25 protein-coding genes are annotated in these 26156 nt (G+C 72.3%); 20 read left to right on the top strand and 5 right to left on the bottom strand.

All coding sequences use genetic code 11. The features are described 5' to 3' along the window. Window positions 1–103 precede the first annotated feature (103 nt). Window positions 104–1102, top strand: coding sequence for a DNA polymerase III subunit delta (gene holA / locus ACSNOK_RS11460; protein WP_436780519.1), 999 nt, complete (start codon window positions 104–106; stop codon window positions 1100–1102). Window positions 1103–1647: 545 nt separating this feature from the next. On the opposite strand, the gene rpsT is transcribed toward holA, so the two are convergent. Then, entirely contained in the window at window positions 1648–1914 is a 267-nt protein-coding gene (gene rpsT, locus ACSNOK_RS11455; RefSeq protein ID WP_436780518.1) for a 30S ribosomal protein S20, read from the bottom strand. Window positions 1915–2119: 205 nt separating this feature from the next. Here rpsT and lepA point away from each other — a divergent pair, with 205 nt between their 5' ends. The 4 genes from lepA to ACSNOK_RS11435 all read left to right on the top strand — a co-directional run bounded on the left by lepA (window position 2120) and on the right by ACSNOK_RS11435 (window position 8231). Further along, a complete protein-coding gene (lepA, locus tag ACSNOK_RS11450) occupies window positions 2120–4003 on the top strand; it encodes a translation elongation factor 4 (RefSeq protein WP_436780517.1) in 1884 nt (627 codons plus the stop codon). A gap of 264 nt (window positions 4004–4267) precedes the next feature. Then, window positions 4268–6157, top strand: a complete 1890-nt coding sequence (locus ACSNOK_RS11445) for an AMP-dependent synthetase/ligase (protein ID WP_436780516.1) — start codon at window positions 4268–4270, stop codon at window positions 6155–6157. 173 nt (window positions 6158–6330) lie between these two features. Beyond that, entirely contained in the window at window positions 6331–7563 is a 1233-nt protein-coding gene (hemW, locus tag ACSNOK_RS11440) for a radical SAM family heme chaperone HemW (RefSeq protein WP_436780515.1), read from the top strand. Window positions 7564–7664: 101 nt separating this feature from the next. Continuing rightward, complete coding sequence (locus ACSNOK_RS11435; RefSeq protein WP_436780522.1) at window positions 7665–8231, top strand: Uma2 family endonuclease; 567 nt, start codon at window positions 7665–7667, stop codon at window positions 8229–8231. Here ACSNOK_RS11435 and ACSNOK_RS11430 read toward each other — a convergent pair. After that, entirely contained in the window at window positions 8228–9058 is an 831-nt protein-coding gene (locus ACSNOK_RS11430) for a DUF3097 domain-containing protein (protein ID WP_436780514.1), read from the bottom strand. The two genes, ACSNOK_RS11435 and ACSNOK_RS11430, sit on opposite strands and share 4 nt — an antisense overlap. Before the next feature lie 33 nt (window positions 9059–9091). Continuing rightward, a complete protein-coding gene (locus ACSNOK_RS11425; protein WP_436780513.1) occupies window positions 9092–9844 on the bottom strand; it encodes an MBL fold metallo-hydrolase in 753 nt (250 codons plus the stop codon). 219 nt (window positions 9845–10063) lie between these two features. On the opposite strand from ACSNOK_RS11425, the gene hrcA reads away from it, so the two are divergent. The 10 genes from hrcA (at window position 10064) to ACSNOK_RS11375 (ending at window position 17734) form a co-directional block, all read left to right on the top strand. After that, window positions 10064–11080 (top strand): heat-inducible transcriptional repressor HrcA, encoded by a 1017-nt coding sequence (hrcA, locus tag ACSNOK_RS11420; RefSeq protein WP_436780521.1) that lies wholly within the window; start codon window positions 10064–10066, stop codon window positions 11078–11080. Continuing rightward, window positions 11081–12217, top strand: a complete 1137-nt coding sequence (gene dnaJ, locus ACSNOK_RS11415) for a molecular chaperone DnaJ (protein ID WP_436780512.1) — start codon at window positions 11081–11083, stop codon at window positions 12215–12217. Between the two features lie 252 nt (window positions 12218–12469). After that, on the top strand, window positions 12470–13507 hold the full coding sequence (locus tag ACSNOK_RS11410; RefSeq protein WP_436780520.1) for a nitronate monooxygenase: 1038 nt from the start codon (window positions 12470–12472) through the stop codon (window positions 13505–13507). Next, the gene (locus ACSNOK_RS11405; protein ID WP_436780511.1) at window positions 13504–14253 is read left to right on the top strand and encodes a 16S rRNA (uracil(1498)-N(3))-methyltransferase; all 750 of its coding nucleotides are present in this window, start codon (window positions 13504–13506) and stop codon (window positions 14251–14253) included. The genes ACSNOK_RS11410 and ACSNOK_RS11405 overlap by 4 nt, the downstream gene beginning before the upstream one ends. After that, complete coding sequence (locus tag ACSNOK_RS11400) at window positions 14244–14762, top strand: hypothetical protein (protein WP_436780510.1); 519 nt, start codon at window positions 14244–14246, stop codon at window positions 14760–14762. The genes ACSNOK_RS11405 and ACSNOK_RS11400 overlap by 10 nt, the downstream gene beginning before the upstream one ends. A gap of 12 nt (window positions 14763–14774) precedes the next feature. Next, on the top strand, window positions 14775–14981 hold the full coding sequence (locus ACSNOK_RS11395; protein ID WP_436780509.1) for a bacteriocin immunity protein: 207 nt from the start codon (window positions 14775–14777) through the stop codon (window positions 14979–14981). Between the two features lie 65 nt (window positions 14982–15046). Next, window positions 15047–15766, top strand: coding sequence for an N-acyl homoserine lactonase family protein (locus ACSNOK_RS11390; RefSeq protein WP_436780508.1), 720 nt, complete (start codon window positions 15047–15049; stop codon window positions 15764–15766). After that, complete coding sequence (locus tag ACSNOK_RS11385) at window positions 15766–16359, top strand: NAD(P)H-dependent oxidoreductase (RefSeq protein ID WP_436780507.1); 594 nt, start codon at window positions 15766–15768, stop codon at window positions 16357–16359. The genes ACSNOK_RS11390 and ACSNOK_RS11385 overlap by 1 nt, the downstream gene beginning before the upstream one ends. An 80-nt stretch (window positions 16360–16439) precedes the next feature. Further along, window positions 16440–16799: a histidine triad nucleotide-binding protein gene (locus tag ACSNOK_RS11380; RefSeq protein ID WP_436780506.1), complete on the top strand. Its 360-nt coding sequence runs from the start codon at window positions 16440–16442 to the stop codon at window positions 16797–16799. 23 nt (window positions 16800–16822) lie between these two features. Beyond that, window positions 16823–17734 (top strand): ribonuclease Z, encoded by a 912-nt coding sequence (locus tag ACSNOK_RS11375; protein ID WP_436780505.1) that lies wholly within the window; start codon window positions 16823–16825, stop codon window positions 17732–17734. 37 nt (window positions 17735–17771) lie between these two features. Here ACSNOK_RS11375 and ACSNOK_RS11370 read toward each other — a convergent pair whose 3' ends face one another. After that, a complete protein-coding gene (locus tag ACSNOK_RS11370) occupies window positions 17772–18593 on the bottom strand; it encodes an HAD family acid phosphatase (protein WP_436780504.1) in 822 nt (273 codons plus the stop codon). Window positions 18594–18733: 140 nt separating this feature from the next. Then, window positions 18734–20056, bottom strand: coding sequence for a 6-phospho-beta-glucosidase (locus tag ACSNOK_RS11365; RefSeq protein WP_436780503.1), 1323 nt, complete (start codon window positions 20054–20056; stop codon window positions 18734–18736). A 68-nt stretch (window positions 20057–20124) separates the two neighbouring features. On the opposite strand from ACSNOK_RS11365, the gene ACSNOK_RS11360 reads away from it, so the two are divergent. From ACSNOK_RS11360 to ACSNOK_RS11340, 5 genes are all read left to right on the top strand, one after another. Next, complete coding sequence (locus tag ACSNOK_RS11360; protein ID WP_436780502.1) at window positions 20125–21345, top strand: PfkB family carbohydrate kinase; 1221 nt, start codon at window positions 20125–20127, stop codon at window positions 21343–21345. Window positions 21346–21504: 159 nt separating this feature from the next. Further along, on the top strand, window positions 21505–23571 hold the full coding sequence (locus ACSNOK_RS11355) for a PhoH family protein (RefSeq protein ID WP_436780501.1): 2067 nt from the start codon (window positions 21505–21507) through the stop codon (window positions 23569–23571). A gap of 13 nt (window positions 23572–23584) precedes the next feature. Beyond that, entirely contained in the window at window positions 23585–24082 is a 498-nt protein-coding gene (ybeY, locus tag ACSNOK_RS11350) for an rRNA maturation RNase YbeY (protein ID WP_436780500.1), read from the top strand. After that, window positions 24079–25386 (top strand): hemolysin family protein, encoded by a 1308-nt coding sequence (locus ACSNOK_RS11345; protein WP_436780499.1) that lies wholly within the window; start codon window positions 24079–24081, stop codon window positions 25384–25386. Before ybeY ends, ACSNOK_RS11345 begins: the two co-directional genes overlap by 4 nt. Before the next feature lie 195 nt (window positions 25387–25581). Continuing rightward, window positions 25582–25992 (top strand): SRPBCC family protein, encoded by a 411-nt coding sequence (locus ACSNOK_RS11340; protein WP_436780498.1) that lies wholly within the window; start codon window positions 25582–25584, stop codon window positions 25990–25992. Window positions 25993–26156 lie beyond the last annotated feature (164 nt).

The following is a 26156-nucleotide window of genomic DNA, read 5'->3' as shown; positions in this document are numbered from 1 at the left end:
GGGTCGGCGGGGGAAGGGGGAACGCTGCTCACCCGCTCATTGTGCGTCATGCCCCGCGCCACCCCGGAGGGGAGTGTCCGACCCGCGTGGGATGCTGGACGCGATGGCCAGGAACACCGCGGGCAAAGCCGCGAACGACGATCCGCTCGCCCCCGTCACGCTCGCCGTGGGGCAGGAAGAGCTCCTCCTCGACCGTGCCGTGCAGGAGGTGGTGGCGGCGGCCCGCGCCGCCGACGCGGACACCGACGTCCGTGACCTCGCACCGGACGCGCTCCAGCCCGGCACCCTCGCCGAGCTGACCAGCCCGTCGCTGTTCGCGGAGCGCAAGGTCGTGGTCGTGCGCAACGCCCAGGACCTCTCCGCGGACACGATCAAGGACGTCAAGGGCTACCTGAGCGCCCCCGCCGAGGAGATCACCCTCGTCCTACTGCACGCCGGCGGCGCGAAGGGCAAGGGGCTGCTCGACGCCGCCCGGAAGGCGGGCGCCCGGGAGGTCGCCTGCCCCAAGATGACCAAGCCGGCCGACCGGCTGGCATTCGTCCGCTCGGAGTTCCGGACCACACGCCGGTCCGTGACGCCGGAGGCCTGCCAGGCGCTCGTCGACGCCATCGGCAGCGACCTGCGCGAGCTGGCCAGCGCCTGCGCGCAGCTCGTCGCCGACGTCGAGGGCACCATCGACGAGGCGGTCGTCGCCCGTTACTACACGGGCCGTGCCGAGGCGTCCAGCTTCACGGTCGCCGACCGGGCCGTGGAGGGCCGGGCCGCCGAAGCGCTGGAAGCGTTGCGTTGGGCGATGGCCACCGGTGTCGCCCCGGTGCTGATCACCAGCGCGCTCGCCCAGGGGGTGCGCTCGATCGGCAAGCTCGCCTCGGCGCCGCGCGGCCCCCGCCCGGGTGATCTGGCTCGTGAGCTCGGCATGCCGCCGTGGAAGATCGACCGGGTGCGGCAGCAGATGCGCGGCTGGTCGGCGGACGGCGTCGCGGCCGCCCTGCGCGCCGTCGCCGAGGCGGACGCCGGGGTGAAGGGCGGCGGCGACGATCCGGAGTACGCCCTGGAGAAGGCCGTGGTCGCGGTGGCCCGGGCAGCCCGCAGCCGCTCCTGAGCGCACCGGCCGTCGGCCGGAGGCCGGAGGCCGTTGCGTTCCGGCGAGAGGGGGGGAGGCGGGTCTGCTGCTCGGAAACTCGCCTCCGGCCACCTCCCCACCTCCGGCGCCTGCCGGAGCCGGACCGACGCCGGCTGCCGACCGTCCTGCGGATCGGCCGTCGGCTCCGGACCGTGTCCGGCGCGCGGGCCGATCGGTCGGCACGACGGACGGCCGCCCGGGGCCACCACCCGGGCCACCGGCCCACCACCCGGGCCACCCGGCCCACCACCCGGCCCACCCAAGCCGCCAGAGCCGACTGGGCCACCCGGAGCCGTTCGGCAGAGCCGTGTCGTCCCCGCCCCGGCGTGGCCCGCACATGCCGAAGGCCCCGGTCCGTCCTGGGGAAGGACGGGCCGGGGCCTCGGTTTCGTTCCGCGAGCCGTGAGGCTCATGCCGCACCCGCGTGGCGAACGGCCGCGTGCGGCGGGGTGCCGGACCGGAGCGGTAGAGGGGCCGCTGGTTCCGATACCGGCGAGGACCGGGGCTCACGCCCCGGACAAGCTTCAGCCCTTGAGGGAGGCAGCCTGCTTGGCCAGCGCCGACTTCTTGTTGGCGGCGGCGTTCTTGTGGATGACACCCTTGCTGGCGGCCTTGTCCAGCTTCTTGCCGGCCAGGGCGACCGCGGCGGTGGCCTTCTCGACGTCGCCGGCGGCCAGGGCCTCGCGGGCGGCACGGACGAAGGTCTTGACCTGAGACTTGACGGCCTTGTTGCGCAGGCGCGCCTTCTCGTTGGTCTTGTTCCGCTTGATCTGGGACTTGATGTTCGCCACGAAAGAGCCTTTTCAGGTTCGTTGGATTTCCAGAGTGTGTCCGCGCGTGAGAGGGCGCGCGAAGCACAGTGGACCAGGTTACCAGCAGGAAGCAGGGCCTCCCAAACCGGACGGCGGCCGCCGCTCATGGGACCATGGGGGAGTCGTATACCCGACTCCCGCCGAGACTGGCGTGCAAACGCCGAAGTCACCGAATGGATCCTGCGTGCCCGCGACCCCTACCAACGTGCCCGAGCCGAGCCGTACCGACCCGGCTCTGATCCGTAACTTCTGCATCATCGCGCACATCGACCACGGCAAGTCGACGCTCGCCGACCGGATGCTTCAGCTGACCGGCGTGGTCGACTCGCGGCAGATGCGTGCGCAGTACCTCGACCGGATGGACATCGAGCGCGAGCGCGGCATCACGATCAAGTCGCAGGCGGTCCGGCTCCCCTGGGCGCCCACGGAGGCCGGGTCCGATGCGAAGGACGCGAGCGCCACGCACATCCTCAACATGATCGACACCCCGGGGCACGTCGACTTCACCTACGAGGTCTCCCGCTCCCTCGCCGCGTGCGAGGGCTGCATCCTCCTGGTGGACGCCGCCCAGGGCATCGAGGCCCAGACCCTCGCCAACCTCTACCTGGCGATGGAGAACGACCTCACGATCATCCCGGTCCTCAACAAGATCGACCTGCCGGCCGCGCAGCCCGAGAAGTTCGCCGCCGAGCTGGCCAACCTCGTCGGCTGCGACCCGTCCGACGTGCTCAAGGTCTCCGCGAAGACCGGCGTCGGCGTCCCGGAGCTGCTGGACCGCGTCGTCCGCGACGTCCCGGCCCCGGTCGGCGTCAAGGACGCCCCGGCCCGCGCGATGATCTTCGACTCGGTGTACGACGCCTACCGGGGCGTCGTGACCTATGTGAAGGTCGTCGACGGCACGCTGCGCAAGCGCGAGCGGATCCGGATGATGTCGACCGGCGCCGCGCACGAGCTGCTGGAGATCGGCACCAACTCCCCGGAGATGCTCCCCGCGGACGGTCTGTCCGTCGGCGAGGTGGGCTATCTGATCACCGGTGTGAAGGACGTCCGCCAGTCGAAGGTCGGCGACACCATCACCCAGTACCAGAACGGGGCCACCGAGGCGCTGGGCGGGTACAAGGACCCCAAGCCGATGGTCTTCTCCGGCCTCTACCCGCTGGACGGCTCGGACTACCCGGAGCTGCGCGAGGCGCTCGACAAGCTCCAGCTCAACGACGCCGCGCTGGTCTACGAGCCGGAGACGTCCGCCGCGCTGGGCTTCGGCTTCCGCGTCGGCTTCCTGGGGCTGCTGCACCTGGAGGTCATCCGTGAGCGCCTGGAGCGCGAGTTCGGTCTCGACCTGATCGCCACCGCGCCGAACGTGGTCTACAACGTCCTCATGGAGGACGGGACCGAGCACGAGGTCACCAACCCGAGCGAGTTCCCCACCGGCAAGATCTCCGAGGTGCACGAGCCGGTCGTCCGGGCCACCATCCTGGCGCCGAGCGAGTTCATCGGCGCGATCATGGAGCTCTGCCAGACCCGCCGCGGTGTCCTGCTGGGCATGGACTACCTCTCCGAGGACCGCGTCGAGATCCGCTACACGCTGCCCCTGGCCGAGGTCGTCTTCGACTTCTTCGACCAGCTCAAGTCCAAGACCCGCGGCTACGCGTCGCTGGACTACGAGCCCACCGGCGAGCAGATCTCCGACCTGGTCAAGGTCGACATCCTGCTGCACGGCGACAAGGTCGACGCCTTCTCCGCGATCACCCACAAGGACAAGGCGTACGCCTACGGCGTCCGGCTGGTCGCCAAGCTCCGCGAGCTCATCCCGCGGCAGAACTTCGAGGTGCCGATCCAGGCCGCGATCGGCTCCCGCGTCATCGCCCGTGAGACCGTCCGCGCCATTCGCAAGGACGTTCTCGCGAAGTGCTACGGCGGTGACATCTCCCGTAAGCGGAAGCTCCTGGAGAAGCAGAAGGAGGGCAAGAAGCGCATGAAGATGGTCGGCAACGTGGAAGTTCCGCAGGAAGCCTTCATCGCGGTGCTCTCCACGGACGACAGCGGTGGCGAGAAGGGCAAGAAGTAGCCGGTCCGCCCCGCCGCGCGTGCGTGAAGCACGGACGCCCGCTCCCCTTGGGGGGAGCGGGCGTTTTCGTGGTCCCGGGGGTCGTTCCCGCCGTCTCGGCGGACATCCCATGCGGTACGTGTAAAGGGCATCGATCAGTTTCGGTCACAGCTTCAACAAGCCTTTCCGGGCCTCTTACATGACGGCCCCGGCACCTCTAGTCTGATCATTGCTTCAAGGTTACTCGCGAGTCACCCAGCAACGAGGCGGGCCCCGGAGGATGCCGTGACCGACACCAGGACTTTGCTCGAGAACCGGCCGCCCTCCGTGGCGACGCTCTTCCTCGAACGCGTCGCCGCCACCCCCGACGCCGAGGCTTACCGGCATCCCGTGGCGCCCCCCTCCGGCCACGGCCCGTCCGCCTGGGCCTCGCTCACCTGGAAGCAGGCCGCCGAGCGGGTCTTCGCGATCTCCGCCGGACTGATCGACCTCGGCGTCGCCCCCGAGGAGCGCGTCGCCCTCGCCTCCAACACCCGCGTCGAGTGGATCCTCGCCGACCTGGGCATCCTCTGTTCCGGCGCCGCCACCACCCCCCTCTACCCCAGCACCAACGCCGAGGAGTCGGCGTTCATGCTCGCCGACTCCGAGAGCAAGGTGCTCATCGCGGAGGACGCCGCCCAGCTGGCCAAGGCCCGGGCCCAGCGCGGGGAACTCCCCGGCCTGACCCACGTCGTGGTGATCGACGAGGCGGACGCGGTGGCCGCCGAGGACGACCCGGACGGCTGGGTGCTCTCCCTCGCCGAGCTGGAACGGCGCGGCGCGGCCCGGCTGAAGGAGACGCCGGACCTGGTCCGCGACCGGGTCGCCGCGATCCGCTCCGAGCAGCTCGCCACCCTCATCTACACCTCCGGCACCACCGGCCGCCCCAAGGGCGTCCGTCTGCGCCAGGACAGCTGGTCGTACATGGCCCGCGCCATCGAGGCCACCGGCCTGGTCCGGCCCGACGACGTCCAGTACCTCTGGCTCCCGCTCGCCCACGTCTTCGGCAAGGTCCTCACGGCCGGGCACATCGGCATCGGTCACGTCACCGCGGTCGACGGCCGACCGGACAAGATCATCGAGAATCTGCCGGTCGTCCGGCCGACCTATATGGCGGCCGTGCCCCGCGTCTTCGAGAAGGTCTACAACGGCGTCGTGGCCAAGGCCCGGGAGGGCGGCGGGGCCAAATACAAGATCTTCCAGTGGGCGGCCGAGGTGGCCCGCGAGTACGCCAGAACCTCACAGGACAACTACCGGCGTACCGGCAGCCGCTCCGTCCCCTTCGCCCTCGCCGCCCGCCACAAGGCCGCCGACGTCCTCGTCTACGCCAAGATCCGTGAGGCGTTCGGCGGCCGGCTGCGCGCCTGCATCTCCGGCGCCTCCGCCCTCGCCCCCGACATCGGCCTCTTCTTCTCCGGCGCCGGCATCCACATCCTGGAGGGCTACGGCCTCACCGAGACCAGCGCCGCCAACTTCGTCAACCCCGGCGAGGCCTACCGCACCGGCACCGTCGGCAAGCCGCTGCCCGGCACCGAGGTCCGGATAGCGGACGACGGCGAGGTCCTGCTGCGGAGCCCCGGGATCATGGAGGGCTACCACGGCCTGCCCGAGCGCACGGCGGAAGTCCTCGAACCCGACGGCTGGTTCCACACCGGCGACATCGGCGAGCTGTCGCCTGACGGCTTCCTGCGGATCACCGACCGCAAGAAGGACCTGATCAAGACCTCGGGCGGCAAGTACGTGGCCCCCGCCGAGATCGAGGGCCGTTTCAAGGGCATCTGCCCGTTCGTCTCCAACATCCTGGTCCACGGCGCCGACCGGAACTACTGCACCGCCCTCATCGCCCTGGACGAGCCCTCCCTGATGAAGTGGGCGGCCGGCCACGGCCTCGGCGGCAGGACGTACGCCGAGGTGGTCGCGGCGCCCCAGACCGAGGAGATGGTCGGGGAGTACGTCCGGCGGCTCAACGAGGGCCTCCAGCGGTGGCAGACGATCAAGAAGTTCCGGCTGCTGCCGCGCGATCTGGACGTGGAGCACGGGGAGCTCACCCCCAGCCTCAAGCTGAAGCGGCCCGTCGTGGAGCGGGCGTACAAGGATCTGATCGAGGAGATGTACGAGGGCACGCGCGAGCGCTGATCCGGCGCGGGTGCCGAACCGGACGCGCGGGCGGCTGCCGGGAGCCGGGCGGCTCGGGCGCGGCGCCCGCGCGGCCTCCGGACCGCCCGCTTCCGGGCGTCCGCGGCCGGCCCGGCATCCCGCGCGGCGTCCGGCCGGTCCGGCGTCCGGCGGCCATGCCGGACAATGGACCCATGCCTTCCGTACTGCCCGATGGTGAGCCCATGCCCGAGGACGGGGCACTGCCCCGCCACGCCCTCGCGGACGCCGGGCAGCGGCCCCTCGGGTTCTACCTGCACGTCCCGTACTGCGCCACCCGCTGCGGCTACTGCGACTTCAACACCTACACCGCGAGCGAGCTGCGCGGCTCCGGCGGCGCCCTGGCCTCCCGCGACAACTACGCCGACACCGTCGCCGAGGAGATCCGGCTGGCGCGCAAGGTGCTCGGCGACGACCCGCGCCCGGTCGAGACGGTCTTCGTCGGCGGCGGTACGCCCACCCTGCTGCCCGCCGCCGACCTGGGCCGGATGCTCGCCGCCATCCGCGACGAGTTCGGGCTCGCCCCCGGCGCCGAGGTCACCACGGAGGCCAACCCGGAGTCCGTCGACCCCCGCTACCTGGCGGAGCTGCGCGCCGCCGGCTTCAACCGGGTCTCCTTCGGTATGCAGAGCGCCCGGCAGCACGTCCTGAAGGTCCTCGATCGCACGCACACCCCCGGCCGCCCCGAGGCCTGCGTCGCCGAGGCCCGCGCCGCCGGCTTCGACCACGTCAACCTCGACCTGATCTACGGCACCCCCGGCGAGAGCGACGACGACTGGCGCGCCTCGCTGGACGCCGCCATCGCCGCCGGCCCCGACCACGTCTCGGCCTACGCCCTGATCGTCGAGGAGGGCACCCAGCTGGCCCGCCGCATCCGCCGCGGCGAGGTCCCGATGACCGACGACGACGTCCACGCCGACCGCTACCTGATCGCCGAGGAGCGGCTATCGGCGGCGGGCTTCTCCTGGTACGAGGTCTCCAACTGGGCCACCACCGAGGCCGGCCGCTGCCGTCACAACGAGCTCTACTGGCGCGGCGCCGACTGGTGGGGCGCGGGCCCGGGGGCGCACTCGCACGTAGGGGGCGTGCGGTGGTGGAACGTCAAACACCCCGGCGCCTACGCGCAGGCCTTGGCCGAGGGCCGCTCCCCGGGCGCCGGCCGGGAGGTTCTCGGCGACGAGGATCGCCGCGTGGAGCGGATCCTGCTCGAACTGCGCCTGGTGGACGGGTGCCCGCTGTCGCTGCTGAAGCCGGCGGGGCTCGCGGCTGCGGAGAAGGCCCTGGCCGACGGGCTGCTCCAGCGGGAGCCGTACGAGGCGGGGCGCGCGGTGCTGACGCTGCGGGGGCGGCTGCTCGCCGACGCGGTGGTGCGGGATCTGGTGGACTGATTACCTGATCGGGTGAACCGACGCGTATTCCCCCGGCCTGCGCCTAGCCTCTCCCTAGGCTGTCGCCGTAACCAGGGGCGGCGATGCGGAGGACCACGGAGATGATGGCTGTGGACGAACGACTGATCGCGCTCATTGACGAGCACCCCGAGGTCTTCGAGGGGTACAAGATCGAGTTGTTGCGGGGGGACATCGTGATGATGGCGGGGCCCGACTGGGTGCACAACGACATCGTCGAACTCGTCCGGGACCAGGTTCCCGGCGACCGGTGGCAGCGGAAGACGACCCAGGACATCGCCATCCCCGGCGAGGACAGCGAACCGCAGCCGGACCTGCTGGTGATGGAACAGGGCGCATTCGAGGGCCCCGGACGGCTGGTCCCCGCCGCGGCCGCCACTCTGATCGTGGAGGTCGTCTCCAAGACCAGCGCCCTCCGTGACTACCACCAAAAGCGCTCGATGTACGCGGCCGGCCGCGTCCCCGCCTACCTGATCATCGATCCCTTCGCCGCCAAATGCGTGCTCTTGACGGAGCCCTTCGGCACCGGCGAGAAGGCCGACTACCGGACGGAACGCACCAGCAAGTTCGGCGAGCCCGTACCGCTCGACCTGATGGACGTCACCCTGGACACGTCCGACTTCCGCACCCTCCCCGGCACCCCCCGCTAACTCCCCGCCGTCACAAAGTCGATCAGCTCCTCCACCCGTCCCAGCAGCTCCGGCTCCAGATCCTTGTAGGACCGCACCCCCGCCAGGATCCGCTGCCACGCGGCCCCCGTGTTCGCCGGCCAGCCCAGCGCCGCGCACACCCCCGTCTTCCAGTCCTGCCCGCGCGGCACCCGCGGCCATGCCGGAATGCCGACGGACGAGGGCTTCACCGCCTCCCACACGTCCACGTACGGATGCCCGACGACGAGCACGTGCTCGCCCGTGACCTCCGCCGCGATCCGGGACTCCTTCGACCCCGGCACCAGGTGGTCCACCAGGACGCCCAGCCGCGCGTCCGGTCCGGGGCCGAAGTCGCGGACGATCGACGGGAGGTCGTCGACGCCCTCCAGGTACTCGACCACCACGCCCTCGATGCGCAGGTCGTCGCCCCAGACGCGTTCCACGAGCTCCGCGTCGTGCCGGCCCTCGACGTAGATGCGACCCGCGCGGGCGACGCGGGCGCGGGCGCCGGGGACGGCGATCGAGCCGGAGGCGGTACGGGCCGGGCCCCGCGGCGCGCGCGACGGCGCGGTCGGGCGGACCAGGGTGACGACGCGGCCCTCCAGCAGGAAGCCGCGCGGTTCCAGCGGGAACACGCGGTGCTTGCCGAAGCGGTCCTCCAGCGTCACTGTCGGCCCCTGCGCGGTCTTCTCACAGCGGACCACCGCTCCGCAGAAGCCGGTCGTGACCTCCTCCACCACCAGGTCCGGCTCGGCCGGTACCTCCGGGACGGGGACGCTCCGCTTCCACGGAGGGGTCAGATCGGGGTCGTACTGTCTGCTGCGCACGCGCAGACCATAGGAAAAACCCGCTCTTTCGGCCTACGACACGCCGAAGCGCCGTGCCAGCGCGTTGCGTTGCTCACGGACAAACCGGGCGTCGACCGCCGCGCCGTGCCCCGGCACGTACACCGCGTCCGGCCCGCCGAGGGCCAGCAGCCGGTCCAGCGCCGCCGGCCAGGCGGCGGGGGTGGCGTCCGGGCCCGCCTGTGGTTCGCCCGACTCCTCGACCAGGTCGCCGCAGAAGACGACGTCCGGCGCCCCGCCGTCGCCCGGCACCAGGACCGCCAGGTCGTACCGGCTGTGGGCGGCGCCGAGCGCGACGAGCCGGACTTGCCGGCCGCCGCCCAGGGCGAGGTCCAGCCCGTCGGCCACCCCGTGGACCGGGGCCACCAGCCGGGCCGCGGCCTCAGCGGCGTCCCGCGCGTCCATCCCGTACCGGACCGCGTCCTCCCGCAGCTCCCCGGCTCCCGAGGCCAGCTCCTCCGCGAGCCCCGCCGGGCCGTACACCGCCGCGCCCGCGAACGCGGCGGTGCCGAAGACGTGATCGAAGTGGCCATGGGTGAGTGCGATGTGCGTCACGGGCAGGCCGAAGAGCTCGCGCACCTCGCGCTCGATCTCCGCGCCCTCGGCGAGGGTCGCCCCCGTGTCCACCACGAGTACGCCCGCCTCCCCGGCGACGGCCCCGGTCGTCGCGTCCCACCCCGGCAGCCTGCGGCGGACCACCCCCGGCGCGAGCCGCTCCCAGCGCGCCCCCGTGTGCTGCTCCTGGTGGTCCCCACCGTGGTTCGTCATGGAGGGAACCTAACCTCCGCGCGGTACGGTGACCCGTCCGGAGGCGCACGCGGTGCGGGCACGGAGCGCGACTGCCTTGCCGTGGTCGTGGTGGGCCGCCGTACACTGACGTGTGGGGTTTGGCACTCGTGACCTTTGAGTGCCAGGCACGAGACCCGGGTAAGACCCCGGGTGAACCCCGCGAGACGGCTGGACCCGCTGGACTGGAGGTGTGCGCGGATGCTGAGCGAACGCAGGCTCAAGGTCTTGCGTGCCATCGTCCAGGACTACGTGGGCACCGAGGAGCCCGTCGGCTCCAAGGCCCTCACCGAGCGTCACCACCTCGGCGTGTCCCCGGCGACGGTGCGCAACGACATGGCGGTGCTGGAGGAGGAGGGCTTCATCGCCCAGCCCCACACCAGCGCCGGCCGGATCCCGACCGACAAGGGCTACCGCCTCTTCGTCGACCGGCTGGCGGGCGTCAAGCCGCTGTCCGCCGCCGAGCGGCGCGCCATCCAGAACTTCCTGGACGGCGCGGTCGACCTGGACGACGTGGTGGCCCGCACGGTGCGGCTGCTCGCCCAGCTGACCCGTCAGGTGGCGGTCGTGCAGTACCCGTCGCTGACCCGGTCGACCGTCCGGCACGTGGAGCTGCTGCCGCTCGCCCCCGCGCGGGTGATGCTGGTGCTGATCACGGACACCGGACGGGTCGAGCAGCGGATGGTCGACTGCCCGGCGCCGGTCGGCGAGGTCGCGCTGGCGGATCTGCGGGCGCGGCTCAACAGCCGCGTCGTGGGCCGCCGGTTCACGGATGTGCCGCAGCTGGTGCAGGACCTCCCCGAATCCTTCGAGCAGGACGACCGAGGAACCGTTTCGACGGTGCTGGCCGTTCTGCTGGAGACCCTGGTCGAGGAGACCGAGGAACGGCTGATGATCGGCGGCACCGCCAACCTCACCCGTTTCGGGCACGACTTCCCGCTGACGATCCGGCCCGTGCTGGAGGCGTTGGAGGAGCAGGTCGTCCTCCTCAAGCTGCTCGGCGAGGCCACGGATTCCGGCATGACGGTCCGCATCGGTCACGAGAACGCCCACGAGGGGCTGAACTCCACATCGGTCGTCGCCGTCGGCTACGGTTCGGGCGACGAAGCCGTCGCCAAACTCGGCGTGGTCGGACCGACCCGCATGGATTACCCCGGAACGATGGGAGCGGTACGCGCAGTGGCACGTTACGTCGGACAGATCCTGGCGGAGTCGTAAGTGGCCACGGACTACTACGCGGTCCTGGGCGTACGGCGCGATGCCTCGCAGGACGAGATCAAGAAGGCCTTCCGCCGCCTCGCCCGCGAGCTGCACCCGGACGTCAACCCGGACCCCAAGACGCAGGAGCGGTTCAAGGAGATCAACGCCGCTTACGAGGTGCTCTCGGACCCGCAGAAGAAGCAGGTCTACGACCTCGGCGGCGACCCGCTCTCGTCTTCGGGCGGTGGCGGTGGCGCCGGTGGCTTCGGCGCCGGCTTCGGCAACTTCTCCGACATCATGGACGCCTTCTTCGGCCAGGCGTCGCAGCGCGGTCCGCGCTCGCGCACCCGCCGCGGCCAGGACGCCATGATCCGGCTGGAGGTCGACCTCGAAGAGGCGACGTTCGGCACGACCAAGGAGATCCAGGTCGACACGGCCGTCGTCTGCACCACGTGCAGCGGCGAGGGCGCCGCCCCCGGCACCTCCGCGCAGACCTGTGACATGTGCCGCGGCCGCGGTGAGGTCTCGCAGGTCACCCGCTCGTTCCTGGGCCAGGTCATGACCTCCCGCCCGTGCCCGCAGTGCCAGGGCTTCGGCACGGTCGTGCCGACCCCGTGCCCCGAGTGCGCCGGCGACGGCCGTGTCCGGTCCCGCCGGACGCTGACGGTCAAGATCCCCGCCGGTGTCGACAACGGCACCCGCATCCAGCTCGCGGGCGAGGGCGAGGTCGGCCCCGGCGGCGGCCCCGCCGGCGACCTCTACGTCGAGATCCACGAGAAGCAGCACCCCGTCTTCCAGCGGCGCGGCGACGACCTGCACTGCACGGTCACCATCCCGATGACCGCGGCGGCGCTGGGCACCAAGGTGCCGCTGGAGACGCTGGACGGCCTGGAGGAGATCGACATCCGGCCCGGCACCCAGTCCGGCCAGGCCATCCCGCTGCACCAGCGCGGCGTCACGCACCTGCGCGGCGGCGGGCGCGGCGACCTCGTCGTGCACGTCGAGGTGACGACGCCCGGCAAGCTCGACGCCCAGCAGGAGGAGCTGCTCCGGCAGCTCGCCAAGCTGCGGGGCGAGGAGCGGCCGATGGGCGAGTTCAAGCCGGGCCAGCAGGGGCTGTTCTCCCGGCTGAAGGACGCTTTCAACGGGCGGTAGGCCGCCGGTGGCGGAGCGGCCGGATCCGGGGGAGCCCGGGTTCGGCCCGGTGCCGCTCGCGGGTCCGGCCCGATGCCGCTCCCAGGGTCGGTCCGGTGCCGCTTCCAGGGCCGGTACGCCGGGCCCCGGGCTCGGTTCGGTGCGCTCGCGGGGGCGTGACACGATGTGGTCATGGCCTTTGAATCCGTTGGGGAACCCGTCGCGGACACCGTGCTGACCGGCCTGTTCCGGTACCCGATCATCCAGGCCCCGATGGCGGGCGGAGGCTCCTGCCCGCCGCTCGCCGCGGCCGTCTCCGAGGCCGGCGGCCTCGGCTTCCTCGCCGCCGGCTACAAGACGCCGGCCGCCATGTACGAGGAGATCAAGCAGCTCCGCGCCCGTACGTCCCGGCCCTTCGGCGTGAACCTCTTCATGCCGCAGCCGCCCGCCGCGGACCCCGCGGCCGTCGAGGTCTACGCCGAGCAGCTCGCGGGCGAGGCCACCTGGTACGACGCCCCCTTGGGCGACTGGGACCGCCCCACCGACGACGGGTACACGGCCAAGCTCGCCATCCTGCTCGACGACCCGGTCCCGGTCGTCTCCTTCACCTTCGGCTGCCCGTCCGCCGAGGACCTCGCGGCCCTCGCCGCGGCCGGTACCGTCACGGCGGTGACCGTCACCTCCGTCGACGAGGCCCGGGCCGCGTGGCAGGCGGGCGCCGCCGCGCTCTGCGTCCAGGGCGTCGAGGCCGGCGGCCACCAGGGCACCCACCACGACGACCCCCAGGCGGACGGCGCGGGCGCCGGTTCCGGCCTGCTCGCCCTGCTCACCGAGGTCCACGAGGCGGTCCCGCTGCCGCTGGTCGCCGCGGGCGGGCTGATGCGCGGCGCCCAGATAGCGGCCGTGCTGGCCGCCGGCGCGGTCGCCGCCCAGCTCGGCACCGCCTTCCTCGCCTGCCCCGAATCCGGCGCGAGCGACCTCCACAAACGGGCCCTCACCGACCCGGTGTTCACCGGCACCGAGCTGACCCGCGCCTTCTCGGGGCGGCCGGCCCGCGGCCTGGTGAACCGGTTCCTCCGGGAGCACGGCCCCTACGCGCCCGCCGCCTACCCCCAGGTCCACTATCTGACGGCCGGTCTCCGCAAGGCCGCCGCCGCGGCGGGTGACCCCCAAGGGGTCAACCTGTGGGCGGGCCAGGGCCACCGTCTGGCCCGCGACCTCCCGGCGGCCCGCCTCGTCGAGGTCCTGACCGCCGAACTCGACGCGGCCCGCGCGTCCTTGACAGCACCATCGCGAGGGAGCGACTCATGACAGCGCCGGTCTTCCTGGTCGAGGAGGACGCCCTCACCGGCGTCTTCCCCGGCACCGTCTTCCCCCTGGACGGCCCCGAGGGCCGGCACGCCGTCTCCGTCCGCCGGCTGCGCGTCGGCGAGGACATCGTCCTGACGGACGGCCGCGGCACCGGCGCGCACGGCACGGTGGCCGCGGTGAGCGGCAAGGACCACCTCGACGTGGCGGTCACCTCCGTCCGCTCCGAACCGGCGCCCCAGCCGCGGATCACCGTCGTCCAGGCCCTCCCCAAGGGCGACCGCGGCGAACTCGCCGTCGAGACCATGACGGAGACCGGTGTCGACGCCGTCGTCCCCTGGGCGGCCTCGCGCTGCGTCACCCAGTGGAAGGGCGAGCGCGGTCTGAAGTCCCTCGGCAAGTGGCGCTCGACGGCCAGGGAGGCGGGCAAGCAGTCCCGCAGGCTCCGTTTCCCGGACGTCGCCGACCTGATGACGACGCGTCAGGTCTGCGCCCTCCTCGCCGACGCGGCCTTCGCCGCCGTCCTCCACGAGGAGGGCAGCACCCCGCTGGCCACCGCCGACCTCCCGGCGTCCGGCGACATCGTCCTCGTCGTCGGCCCCGAAGGCGGCGTCTCCCCCGAGGAGCTGGACGCCTTCGAGGCCGCGGGCGCCCGCCCGTACCGCCTCGGCCCCAGCGTCCTCCGCACCTCCACGGCGGGCACGGCGGCGACGGCGCTGCTGCTGGGGCGGACGGGGCGGTGGAGCTGACGCCCGGCGGGCGGGCCGACGCGACGGGTGGGCGGTACGCGCCGGAGAGCCACCCCGAGATCGCACGGTGGATCGACGGCTGGGGCGGAACCCCCGACCACGTCGCCTTCCTCACGTACCACACCACCGCAGGGCAGTGGCTCGCGTTCTCCCGCGTCCTCCGCCCCGAGTTCGTCCGGGCGCGGGGCTGCGTCATCTGGGAAAGCGCCTACACGCCGGACAACTTCGAGGAATGGTTCCGGCACCTCGGCGGGGACGTCGTGCGCGTCGAGGCGACGCTCAACCGGTTCGTGATCGGCGACCACGTCACCGCGGACGACACGGCGGACGGGAACGCCGTGCTCCGGGAGGTCGCGGACACGGTGGCGATGTGCTGGGCGGCGGGACTCCGGACCGCCTTCCCCGCGCGGGAGTTCGACGTCCGCGTCCGCGACACGGATGACGGGCCGGTGGTGGGCTTCACGTCCGTTCCCGGCGGAACGCGGGACGGCGACGGGCTGTCGCGCTAGGAGGCGAACGATATGGAACGGGATGAACTCGTCCGGCTGGTGCGGCGCGTCATGGACGGCGAGGGTGCCGACGAGGCGGAACACGATGCCTTGGTCGCGGAATTGGAGCGGAACGTGCCCCATCCCGCCGTGACCGACCTGATCTACCACCACCGTCCCGAGCTCTCCGCCGAGCAGGTCGTCGACGCGGCGTTGGCCTACCGGGCCATCGCGCTGTGACCAGCCGGTCCTTGTGATCCATCAGCCCCTGTGATCCCTCGCGCCGCTCTGCCAGGATGCTTTCCGTGAGCCGGAAAACCGTCGTACAGCCGCTCGACCTGGGGTACTTCGTCCGGCCCGCCTCCGAGACAAGCGGGCTGACGGCGCGCGTGGAGCCCGCGATCGCCTACCTCGTCCGGCATCCGCGCGGGACGCTCCTCTTCGACAGCGGCATCGGCGCGGGGAGCCCGGAGACCGACGCGCACTACCGGCCCCGGAGGCGAGGGCTCCGCGAGGCGCTGTCGGCCGCGGGGGCCCGGGTGGCGGACATCGACATCGTCGTCAACTGCCACCTCCACTTCGACCATTGCGGCGGCAATCGGCTCTTCCCCGGGGCGCCCCTGCTCGTGCAGCGGACGGAACTGGCCGCCGCGCGCCGCGGCGGGTACACCATCGACGCGCTCGTCGACTTCCCCGGCGCCGTCTACGAGGAACTCGACGGCGAGGCCGAGCCGTTCCCGGGCGTGCACGTGGTGCCCACGCCGGGCCACACCGACGGGCACCAGTCACTGGTGGTGCGGCGCTCCGACGGCACGGCCGTGGTCCTCGCCGGGCAGGCGTACGACACGGCGTCGGACTACGCCGCCGACGAACTGGCGCGCCGCGCCGCCGAGGAAGGCGGCGTCGAGGACCTGCCGGGCCACCCCGCCTGGCTCGACCGGTTGGCGGACTTCGCACCCCGGCGCGTTCACTTCGCTCATGATCACGCGGTGTGGGAAGCGCCGCGCGTCGGAAGGAAGATCTGATGCGCGTCGTCGCGCTCCTCGCCCACCCTCGTCCCGGCAGTTTCAACCACGCCCTCTTCGCCGCCGTGACGGACGAGTTGCGGGGGCGCGGGTGCGAGGTGTTCTCGCACGATCTGTACGCGGAGGGGTTCGACCCGCTTGTACGGGTCGGGGAGACGGGCACGGTGGAGGGGGCCGGGGCGGCGGATGACGTGCTCGTGGCCCGGTACCGGGAGGAGCTCGCCGGAGCGGACGGCCTGGTGTTCGTCCATCCGAACTGGTGGGGCATGCCGCCGGCCGTGCTGACCGGATGGGTGCAGCGGGTGCTCGCGCCCGGTGTCGCCTACAAGCTGGAGCAGGCCGACGGCGAGCCCGAGGGGCTGCTCGGGGCCGGCCGGGCGCTGGTGCTCAACACGTCCGACACACCGGAGGACCGGGAGCGGGACGAGTTCGGGGACCCGCTTCAGCGGATCTGGGCCGCGTGCGTGCTGCCGTACGTCGGTGTCGGCGATGTGCGGCGGAAGGTCTTCCGGACGGTCACCGGTTCCACCACGGCGGAGCGCGAGGCATGGCTCGCGGAGGCGCGGGAGGCGGCCGCCGCCCTCGTGGGCTGACGGCGGGCGGCTCCCGTGGTTGTCGGTGCCGACCGGTACGATCCGATCACGATCAGCCGACGAGCCGGAGGGAGTGCGTGGTGGCGGGAGAACCGCAGGCCGACTGCCTGTTTTGCAAGATCGTCGCGAAGGAGGTGCCCGCGACGCTCGTGCGCGAGACCGAGACGACCGTGGCGTTCCGCGACATCAACCCCCAGGCGCCCACGCACGTCCTGGTGATTCCCAAGGCGCACTACCCGGACGCGGCGTCGCTCGCCGCCGCCGAGCCGGGGATCGCCGCGGACGTACTGCGGGAGGCGGGCGAGGTGGCCGCCGCGGAGAGTGTGGACGGGTCCGGGTACCGGATCGTCCTCAACACCGGGGCCGGGGCCGGGCAGACCGTGTTCCACGCGCACGCGCACGTGCTCGGGGGCCGTGGGCTCAACTGGCCGCCCGGCTAGAACCGCACAACGGGAGCTCCACCGTGTCCGTACGCGAACTCGTCATCCTCGGCACCGCCAGCCAGGTGCCCACCCGGCACCGCAACCACAACGGCTACGTCCTGCTCTGGGACGGCGAGGGCCTGCTCTTCGACCCGGGGGAGGGGACGCAGCGCCAGATGGTGCGGGCCGGGGTGGCCGCCCACGACCTGAACCGGATCTGTGTCACGCACTTCCACGGCGACCACTCGCTCGGCCTCGCGGGCGTGATCCAGCGGATCAACCTGGACCAGGTGCCGCATCCGGTCACCGCGCACTACCCGGCGAGCGGCCGCCGCTTCTTCGAGCGGCTGCGCTACGCGACGGCCTACCGGGAGACGGTGGAGCTGGCCCAGGAGCCGGTGTCCGGCAAGGGGCGGGTGCTGGCCGAGACGGCGTCGTACACGCTGGAGGCGCGCCGGCTCTCGCATCCCGTCGAGTCCTACGGATACCGCCTGACGGAGCCGGACGGGCGGCGGATGCTGCCCGCGCTGCTGGCCGAGCACGGGATCACCGGGCCGGACGTGGGGCGGCTCCAGCGGGACGGCGTCCTCGGCGGGGTGACGCTGGCGGACGTGAGCGAGCCCCGGCGCGGCCAGCGGTTCGCGTTCGTGATGGACACCCGGCTCTGCGACGGGGTGTACGCGCTCGCGGAAGGCTGCGACATGCTCGTCATCGAGTCCACGTTCACGGACGAGGACCAGGCGCTGGCCGTCGAGCACGGGCACCTCACGGCCGGGCAGGCGGCCCGCGTGGCGGCGGAGAGCGGGGTGCGGCACTTGGTGCTGACGCACTTCTCGCAGCGCTACTCCGACCCGGAGGTGTTCGAACGGCAGGCCCGGGCGGCGGGCTTCGACGGGGAGCTCACCGTCGCCCGGGACCTCACGCGCGTCCCCGTTCCCAAGCGGGAACGGTGAACGGGTGCCGTACGGCAGGTAGGGCCGAGCGGGTGCCTTACGGCAGGTAGTACATCGGGTTCGGCATCTTGAACTCGCGGCCCGAGGCACCACCCTGCAGGTCGCTGTACTGGTCGCCGAAGTTGGCGACGATCCGGTAGCCCTGGGCCTCGATGTGCTTGCGGGTGCCGGACTTGTACTCGACCGTGGTGCAGGTCGCGCCGCACTTCAGGTAGGACGGCGGGTTCTTCTTGTCCTTCAGGAAGAAGTGCGCCCGGTCGGCGGCCGGCTTGTAGCCGACGTTCTTCAGGTTGCGCACGCTCCACGCGCGCTGGTGCTCGCCGCGGCCGGTCACGTAGAAGACCGTGACCCCCTTCGACTGCGCCCAGTTGACGAGCTTCGGCATGCCGAAGACGGCGGCCATGTCGGTCGACTTCAGGTACGCGTCCTGCGACTCGGGCGTGAAGTGGAAGCCGTGCTTCAGCTCGTAGTTGTAGGTCAGCAGCGTGGTGTCGTCCAGGTCCAGGACGATGGCCGGCTTCGCGCCCTTCTTCGGGGCGTTCTTCACGACGCCCTCCAGGTAGGCCTTGGCCTTCTTCTCTATCCCGGCGACCTGCTTGGCGTAGCTGCTCTTCGGGGAGGCGTAGTGCTCGCCCTTCTTGTCGACGGTGTCGCCGTAGTACGCCTTGATCTTGTCCTGGACCAGGGTGAGGTTCGGGATCTCCTTGTCCGAACGGGGCACCGAGTGGTCCGCGGTCGCGGCGCCGGTCGCGAACAGGCCGGCGCCGACGGCCACGGCGGCGGCTCCGGCCACGGCCATACGGACGCGCCGGGAGGAAGACTTCAGCGAGGGCGACACGTGTGAACTCCTGGTGAACATGTGAGCGGGTGCAGCGTGAAGCTAGGGCTCCACTCCGCACCCGGTCAATGTCGGATGGATCACCCTCGTGCCCGGGGGATCACCCTCATACCGGAGGGGTCACGGTCGCCGAAGGCTCCGCCGGGGGAGCGCCGGCGGCCTCACGCCCCCGCCCGCTCCAGGATCCGCGCCGCCACCGCGGGCGAGTCCACCAGCGGGTGCAGCGCCAGCGCCCGCAGCGCCGCGCCCCGGTCCCGGCTGACGGCCGCCTCGATCACCGCCCGCTCCACCGCCTTCACCTGGAGCATCAGCCCCAGCTGGTCCTCCCGCAGCGGGGCGCACGGCAGCGGCTGCGCGCCCTTGGCACCCACCTCGCACACCGTCTCGACGACCGCCTCGCGGTCGATCTCCGGCACGGTCCCCATATTGCGGACGTTGAGGATCAGCCGCACCCGCTCGTCCCGCGCCACCGCCCGCATCAGCGCCAGCGCCACCCGCTCGTAACCGCCGCCCTCCAGGTCGCAGGAGTCCCGCTGCCAGCCCCCGCTCGCCGCCCGGCTCGCCGCACCGTAGGTCTCCTCGCGCTCCCGCCGGGCGCGCTCCCACAGCTCGTACGCCCGCTCGGGCGCGCCGGCCGCGCGGGAGAAGAAGTCCCGCTGCTGGCGGTCGAGGTACTCGCCCCGCGTGTGCTCCGCGTCGCTCGTCGCCCGCAGCGTCTCCCGGCGGAAGTAGTAGTACTGGAGGTACTCGTTGGGCAGGGCCTCCAGCGCCCGGAGCCAGTCCGCGCCGAACAGCTTCCCCTCCTCGAACGACGCGAGCGCCTCCCCGTCGCCCAGCAGGCCGGGCAGCAGGTCGCGGCCGTCCAGCGTCAACCGCCGCAGCCAGCCGAGGTGGTTGAGCCCCACGTAGTCGTACTCCACCCGCTCCGGATCCACACCCGCCGCCCGCGCCGCGCGGCGCACCAGCCCCACGGGTGAGTCACAGATGCCGATCACCCGGTCACCCAGGACGGCGGACATCGCCTCCGTCACCATGCCCGCCGGGTTGGTGAAGTTGATGACCCACGCGTCCGGGGCCAGTTCGACCACCCGCCGCGCGATGTCCAGGGCCACCGGGACCGTCCGCAGGCCGTACAGCACACCGCCGGCGCCGACCGTCTCCTGCCCCAACACCCCCTCGTCCAGGGCGATCCGCTCGTCCCGCACCCGTCCCGCCGTCCCGCCCACGCGGATCGCGGAGAAGACGAAGTCCGTGCCGCGCAGGGCGTCGTCGAGGTCGTCGGCCACCCGGACGGAGGGGGCGCCGGGCACCCCCTCCGCCTGCGCGCCGAGCACGGATCTGATCACCCGCGCCCGCATCGAATCCGTGTCGAACAGCACCAGTTCGGTCACACGCCCGGGCGCGTCGCGCCGCGCGTCGTCAAGAAGGGCCCGGTGCACCAACGGCACCCGGAAACCGCCACCGCCGAGAATCGTCAGCCTCATGGCCGGAACGTACCGCAGCATCGGGCACACTGTCCGGACCCGCACCCTCTGAGAGGAGCAGCGAGAGCATGACGATCTCTTCGGGCCGCGCCCAGGACCCCGCCGAGGGCCGCGCCACCGCCTCCGGCCGGGCCGCGGCGCCCACGGTGGAGGGCGTGGCGCGCCGCCGGGGAAGAGGGCCGGTCGCGCCGCTGGGCCGGCCGGGCGGGCCGGCCCCCGTCCTCGACCCCCTCGCGGGCGTACGGGCGGAGGGCGGACCGGAGTTCGACGTCTACCTGACCGGCACCGTCTTCCTCGACATCATCTTCACCGGCCTCGACTCCGCCCCCGTGCGCGGCACCGAGTCCTGGGCGCGCGGGATGGGCTCCAGCCCCGGCGGCATCGCCAACATGGCCACCGCACTGGCCCGGCTGGGCCTGCGCACCACCCTCGCCGCCGCCTTCGGCGACGACATGTACGGCGAGTACTGCTGGGAGGCGCTCTCCCGGGGCGAGGGCATCGACCTCGGCCCCTCCCGGACGGTCCCCGGCTGGCACTCCCCGGTGACGGTCTCCATGGCCTACGAGGGCGAGCGGACGATGGTCTCGCACGGCCACGAGGCGCCGCTCCCCGAGACGCCCGCCCCCCTGTGCCCGGTCCCCGCCAAGGCCGCCGTCGCCCTGCTCGTCCCCGGCCGCCGCGAGGAGTGGATCGCCAACGCCGCCCGCTCCGGCAGCCGCGTCTTCGCCGACGTCGGCTGGGACGACACCGGCCGCTGGGACCCGTCCGACCTCGCCGACCTGGAGCACTGTGAGGCGTTCCTGCCCAACGCCGAGGAGGCCATGCGCTACACCCGCACCGAGTGCCCCCGGGCCGCCGCCCGCGCGCTCGCCGACCGGGTGCCGCTGGCCGTCGTCACCATGGGCGAGAAGGGCGCCTACGCCGCCGACGGCCGCACCGGCGAGACCGCCGAGGTCCCCGCCATCGTCGTCGAGGCCCTCGACCCCACCGGCGCCGGCGACGTCTTCGTGGCCGGCTTCGTCGCCGGCACCCTCGCCGACTGGCCGCTCGCCGACCGCCTCGCCTTCGCCTGCCTGACCTCGGCCCTCTCCGTCCAGGAGTTCGGCGGCTCGCTCTCCGCCCCCGGCTGGGTGGAGGTCGCCGCCTGGTGGCAGCACGTCCGCGCCTACGACGACCAGTCCGGGGACACCCTGCGCCGCTACGCCTTCCTCGACGGCCTCCTGCCCGGCGCCGCCCGCCCCTGGCCGCTCCGCCGGGCCCAGCCCACGCTGGGCTTCCGGGGCGCCTGACGCTCCGGGACGGGGCGCGAAGAGGGGGGCGCCCAAAACCCCTCGGACCCGTCCGGCCACCGGCGTACCCTTGACCGTACGGGGCGGACGGGCGCGGGAGCGCCGGCCGCCGGACGCACGCACACGGAAAGAGGGATGAGCAGGCCAGAGTGCCGGCCCATGACTCAGACACCCATACGAGCGCAGGCACAAGCCCGCTTCACGGTCCCCGCCAAGCACCCCATGGTGACCGTTCTGGGCTCCGGCGACAGCCTCCTGCGCGTGATCGAGAACGCGTTCCCGTCGACGGACATCCACGTACGGGGCAATGAGGTCAGCGCGACGGGGGACCAGCGGGAAGTGGCCCTCGTCCAGCGCTTGTTCGACGAGATGATGCTGGTGCTCCGGACCGGTGCGCCGATGACGGAGGACGCGGTGGAACGCTCGATCGCCATGCTGCGGGACGCCGAGTCCCAGCCCGAGACGCCCGCCGAGGTGCTCACCCAGAACATCCTCTCCAACCGCGGTCGCACCATCCGTCCCAAGACGCTCAACCAGAAGCGGTACGTGGACGCGATCGACAAGCACACCGTCGTCTTCGGCATCGGCCCCGCCGGCACCGGCAAGACCTACCTGGCCATGGCCAAGGCCGTCCAGGCCCTCCAGTCCAAGCAGGTCAACCGCATCATCCTGACCCGCCCCGCCGTCGAGGCCGGCGAACGCCTGGGCTTCCTGCCCGGCACTCTCTACGAGAAGATCGACCCGTACCTGCGCCCGCTCTACGACGCGCTGCACGACATGATCGACCCGGACTCGATCCCGCGCCTGATGGCGGCGGGCACGATCGAGGTCGCGCCGCTCGCATATATGCGGGGTCGCGCGCAGCCGGTCTTCACCAATGTCCTGACGCCGGACGGTTGGCGTCCGATCGGGGACCTCCAGGTCGGTGACCTCGTCGTCGGATCCAACGGAGAGCCGACGCCGGTGCTGGGCGTCTACCCGCAGGGCGAGAAGGACATCTACCGCGTCACCGCTCAGGACGGGTCCTGGACCCTCTGTTGCGGCGAGCACCTGTGGACCGTGCGGACCGCCGCCGACAAGCGGCGGGGCAAGCCGTGGCGGGTCCTGGAAACCAAGGAGATGATCGGCAAGCTGCGCGCGGCGCACGCCCGCCGGTACGAGCTGCCGCTGCTCACGGCTCCCGTGGCCTTCCCCGAACGTCCGGTGCCCATGGATCCGTACGCCCTGGGGCTGCTGCTCGGGGACGGATGCATCACGGGTTCCACGACGCCGTCCTTCGCGACGCAGGACGAGGAACTCGCCCGCGCGCTGGAAGCCGCACTCCCCGGGGTCGCCGTCAGGCACAGGGGCGGTCCGGACTACGTCCTGAACCGGGTGAAGTCCCCTGGGGACGTGGTCACCCTGGAAAACCCGGTTACCGGGGCGCTCCGCGCGCTGGAGCTGCTCGGCACTCGTTCGCACACCAAATTCGTCCCGGACGACTACCTGTTCAACGCGGCGGACGTGCGTCTGGCGGTTCTCCAGGGGCTCCTCGACTCGGACGGCGGCCCGGTCACCCAGAGCGACCGCACCTGCCGCATCCAGTACTCCACCGCGTCGATCGTCCTGCGCGACGACGTCATCGCGCTCGTCCAGTCCCTCGGCGGCGTCGCGTACACCCGCCGTCGCCCGGCCGAGGGGCGCAGGCAGGGCTCGGGGCTCGCCGCCCACCGGTACGACTCGCATGTCGTCGACATCCGCCTGCCTGAGGGCATCGAGCCCTTCCGTCTCGCCCGGAAGCGCGACAAGTACCACGCTGCCGGGGGCGGCGGACGACCGATGCGTTTCATCGACTCCATCGAGCCCGCGGGCCGCGAGGAGACGGTCTGCATCCAGGTGGCCGCGGAGGATTCGCTGTACGTCACGCAGGACTACTTGCTGACGCACAACACCCTCAATGACGCCTTCATCATCCTCGACGAGGCGCAGAACACCAGCCCCGAGCAGATGAAGATGTTCCTCACCCGGCTCGGGTTCGACAGCAAGATCGTGATCACGGGTGATGTCACCCAGGTCGACCTGCCCGGCGGCACCAAGAGCGGACTGCGGCAGGTGCAGCAGATCCTGGAGGGCGTCGAGGACGTCCACTTCTCGCGTCTCACCAGCAACGACGTCGTCCGGCACAAGCTGGTCGGCCGTATCGTGGACGCGTACGAGAAGTACGACAACCGCGGCGAGGGAAAGTAAAAAGCTGAGCACCATGGCGATCGACGTCAACAACGAATCCGGCACCGAGGTCGACGAGAAGGCGATCCTCGACGTCGCCCGGTACGCGCTCGCCCGGATGCGCATCCACCCGCTCTCAGAGCTCTCGGTCATCGTCGTCGACACCGAGGCCATGGAGCAGCTCCACATCCAGTGGATGGACCTGCCCGGGCCGACCGATGTCATGTCCTTCCCGATGGACGAGCTCCGTCCGCCGGCCAAGGACGACGACGAGCCCCCGCAGGGGCTCCTCGGTGACATCGTGCTCTGCCCGGAGGTCGCCAAGCAGCAGGGCGAGGCGGCCCCCACCGGGCACTCGATGGACGAGGAGCTCCAGCTCCTCACCGTGCACGGGGTGCTCCACCTCCTCGGCTACGACCACGAGGAACCCGACGAGAAGGCCGAGATGTTCGGCCTCCAGGCGGCGATCATCGACGGCTGGCGCGCCGAGCGCGGGATCGAAGGGCCCTCCCCGGCTCCCACGATCACGTGACCGGGCAACTGATCGCCGCGGCGGTCCTCCTGCTCGTCGTCGCCTGGCTCGCCGCCTGCGCGGAGGCCGGCCTCGCCCGGACCACCCGGTTCCGGGCCGAGGAGGCGGTACGGGCCGGGCGCCGCGGCAGCGCGAAGCTGATGGCCGTCGCCTCCGACCCCACCCGCTACCTCAACGTGGCGCTGCTGGTGCGGGTCGCCTGCGAGATGGCGGCCGGGGTGCTCACGACGTATGTGTGCCTGCGCGAGTTCGACGCCACCTGGGAGGCGCTGACCGTCGCCGTCGGGGTGATGGTCCTCGTCTCGTACGTGGCCGTCGGCGTCTCGCCGCGCACCATCGGCCGGCAGCACCCGCTGAACACGGCGACCGCCGCGGCGTACGTCCTGCTGCCGCTGGCCCGTGTCATGGGCCCGGTGCCCCGGCTGCTGATCCTCATCGGCAACGCCCTCACCCCGGGCCGCGGCTTCCGCATGGGCCCCTTCGCCTCCGAGGCGGAGCTGCGGGCGATGGTCGACCTGGCCGAGAAGGAGTCGCTGATCGAGGACGACGAGCGGCGCATGGTCCACTCCGTCTTCGAGCTCGGCGACACCCTCGTCCGCGAGGTGATGGTGCCGCGCACCGACCTCGTCGTCATCGAGCGCGGCAAGACCATCCGGCAGGCGCTCACCCTGGCGCTGCGCTCCGGTTTCTCGCGGATACCGGTGACGGGCGAGAACGAGGACGACGTCGTCGGCGTGGTCTACCTGAAGGACCTGGTCCGGCGGACGCACATCAACCGGGACGCGGAGTCCGAGCCGGTCTCGACGGCCATGAGGCCCGCCGTCTTCGTCCCCGACACCAAGAACGCGGGCGACCTGCTGCGCGAGATGCAGCAGCAGCGCAACCACTGCGCGGTCGTCATCGACGAGTACGGCGGCACGGCCGGCATCGTCACCATCGAGGACATCCTGGAGGAGATCGTCGGCGAGATCACCGACGAGTACGACCGGGAGCTGCCGCCCGTGGAGGAGCTGGGCGACGGCCGGTACCGGGTCACGGCCCGGCTGGACATCGGCGATCTCGGCGAGCTGTACGGGATCGAGGAGCTGGACGACGAGGACGTCGAGACGGTCGGCGGGCTGCTGGCCAAGGCGCTGGGGCGGGTGCCGATCGCGGGTGCGACGGCCGATGTACCGCTCCCGGAGCACGGCGCCGACCCCTCGGTGACGGCGCTGCGGCTGATCGCGGAGGCGCCCGCGGGCCGGCGGAACCGCATCGTGACAGTGCTGGTGGAGCCGGTGCGGGCGGAGGCAGCGGCGGAGTAGCTCCTCGGGCCGGGGGCGCGCCGCCGCGCGGGCCGTCCGGGACGGGGGCGTGTCGAGCCGGGCCGCGCGGGCCGTTCGGGGCGGGGGTGTCCCGAGCCGGGCCGCGCGGGCCGTCCGGGGGACGCCGCTGGCCGACCGGTGGAATCCGGCCCGTCCCGCCGCATGGATGGGGGCGGGGCCGGTTACCCGCCCTCCATGAGCGAGTTCGAACGCACCCGTACCCTTCCCGCGCAGCCCGAGATGGTCTTCGACCAGGTCTGCGATCTCAACCGGCTCGACAGCTGGCTCCCCCGGGACCTGCACGTCCACCCCGACGACCCGCCGGCCGTCACCGTGCACGAGGACCGGACGGGCGAGGACGCCGACGCTCTCGTCCGGGCGCGCAAGGAACAGATGCGGCTGGAGTGGGGGACGCGCGAGGACGGCCGGTACAGCGGCTGGCTCCAGGTCGCGGGCAACGGCAGCGGCTCGTGCCAGGTCACGGTGCACCTCTCCTTCCACCAGGGGTCGCAGCGGCCGGACGACGGGGTGGTGGAGGAGGCGCTGGACAAGAGCCTGGAGCGGCTGGAGGAGCAGGTGCGGCTGCGGGGGGAGGGGCCTGGGTGAGGGGCCCCGCCCGGGCGCGCCCGCGGCGGGCGGTGCCCTTCGCCGATTCCCGGGGAGCACCCCGGGCCCCCGGAACCGCGCTCCGCGCGGTTGTCCTCAAACGCCGGACGGGCTGATTCCGGTCCGCCCTCGCAGCCCCAGCCCCACCGCCACCGCCGCGACCC

This window comes from Streptomyces sp. URMC 126 (assembly GCF_051386555.1).
GTDB lineage: Bacteria > Actinomycetota > Actinomycetes > Streptomycetales > Streptomycetaceae > Streptomyces.
The sequence above is the reverse complement of the archived record's forward strand: the minus strand, read 5'-3'. Positions and strand labels throughout refer to the sequence as shown.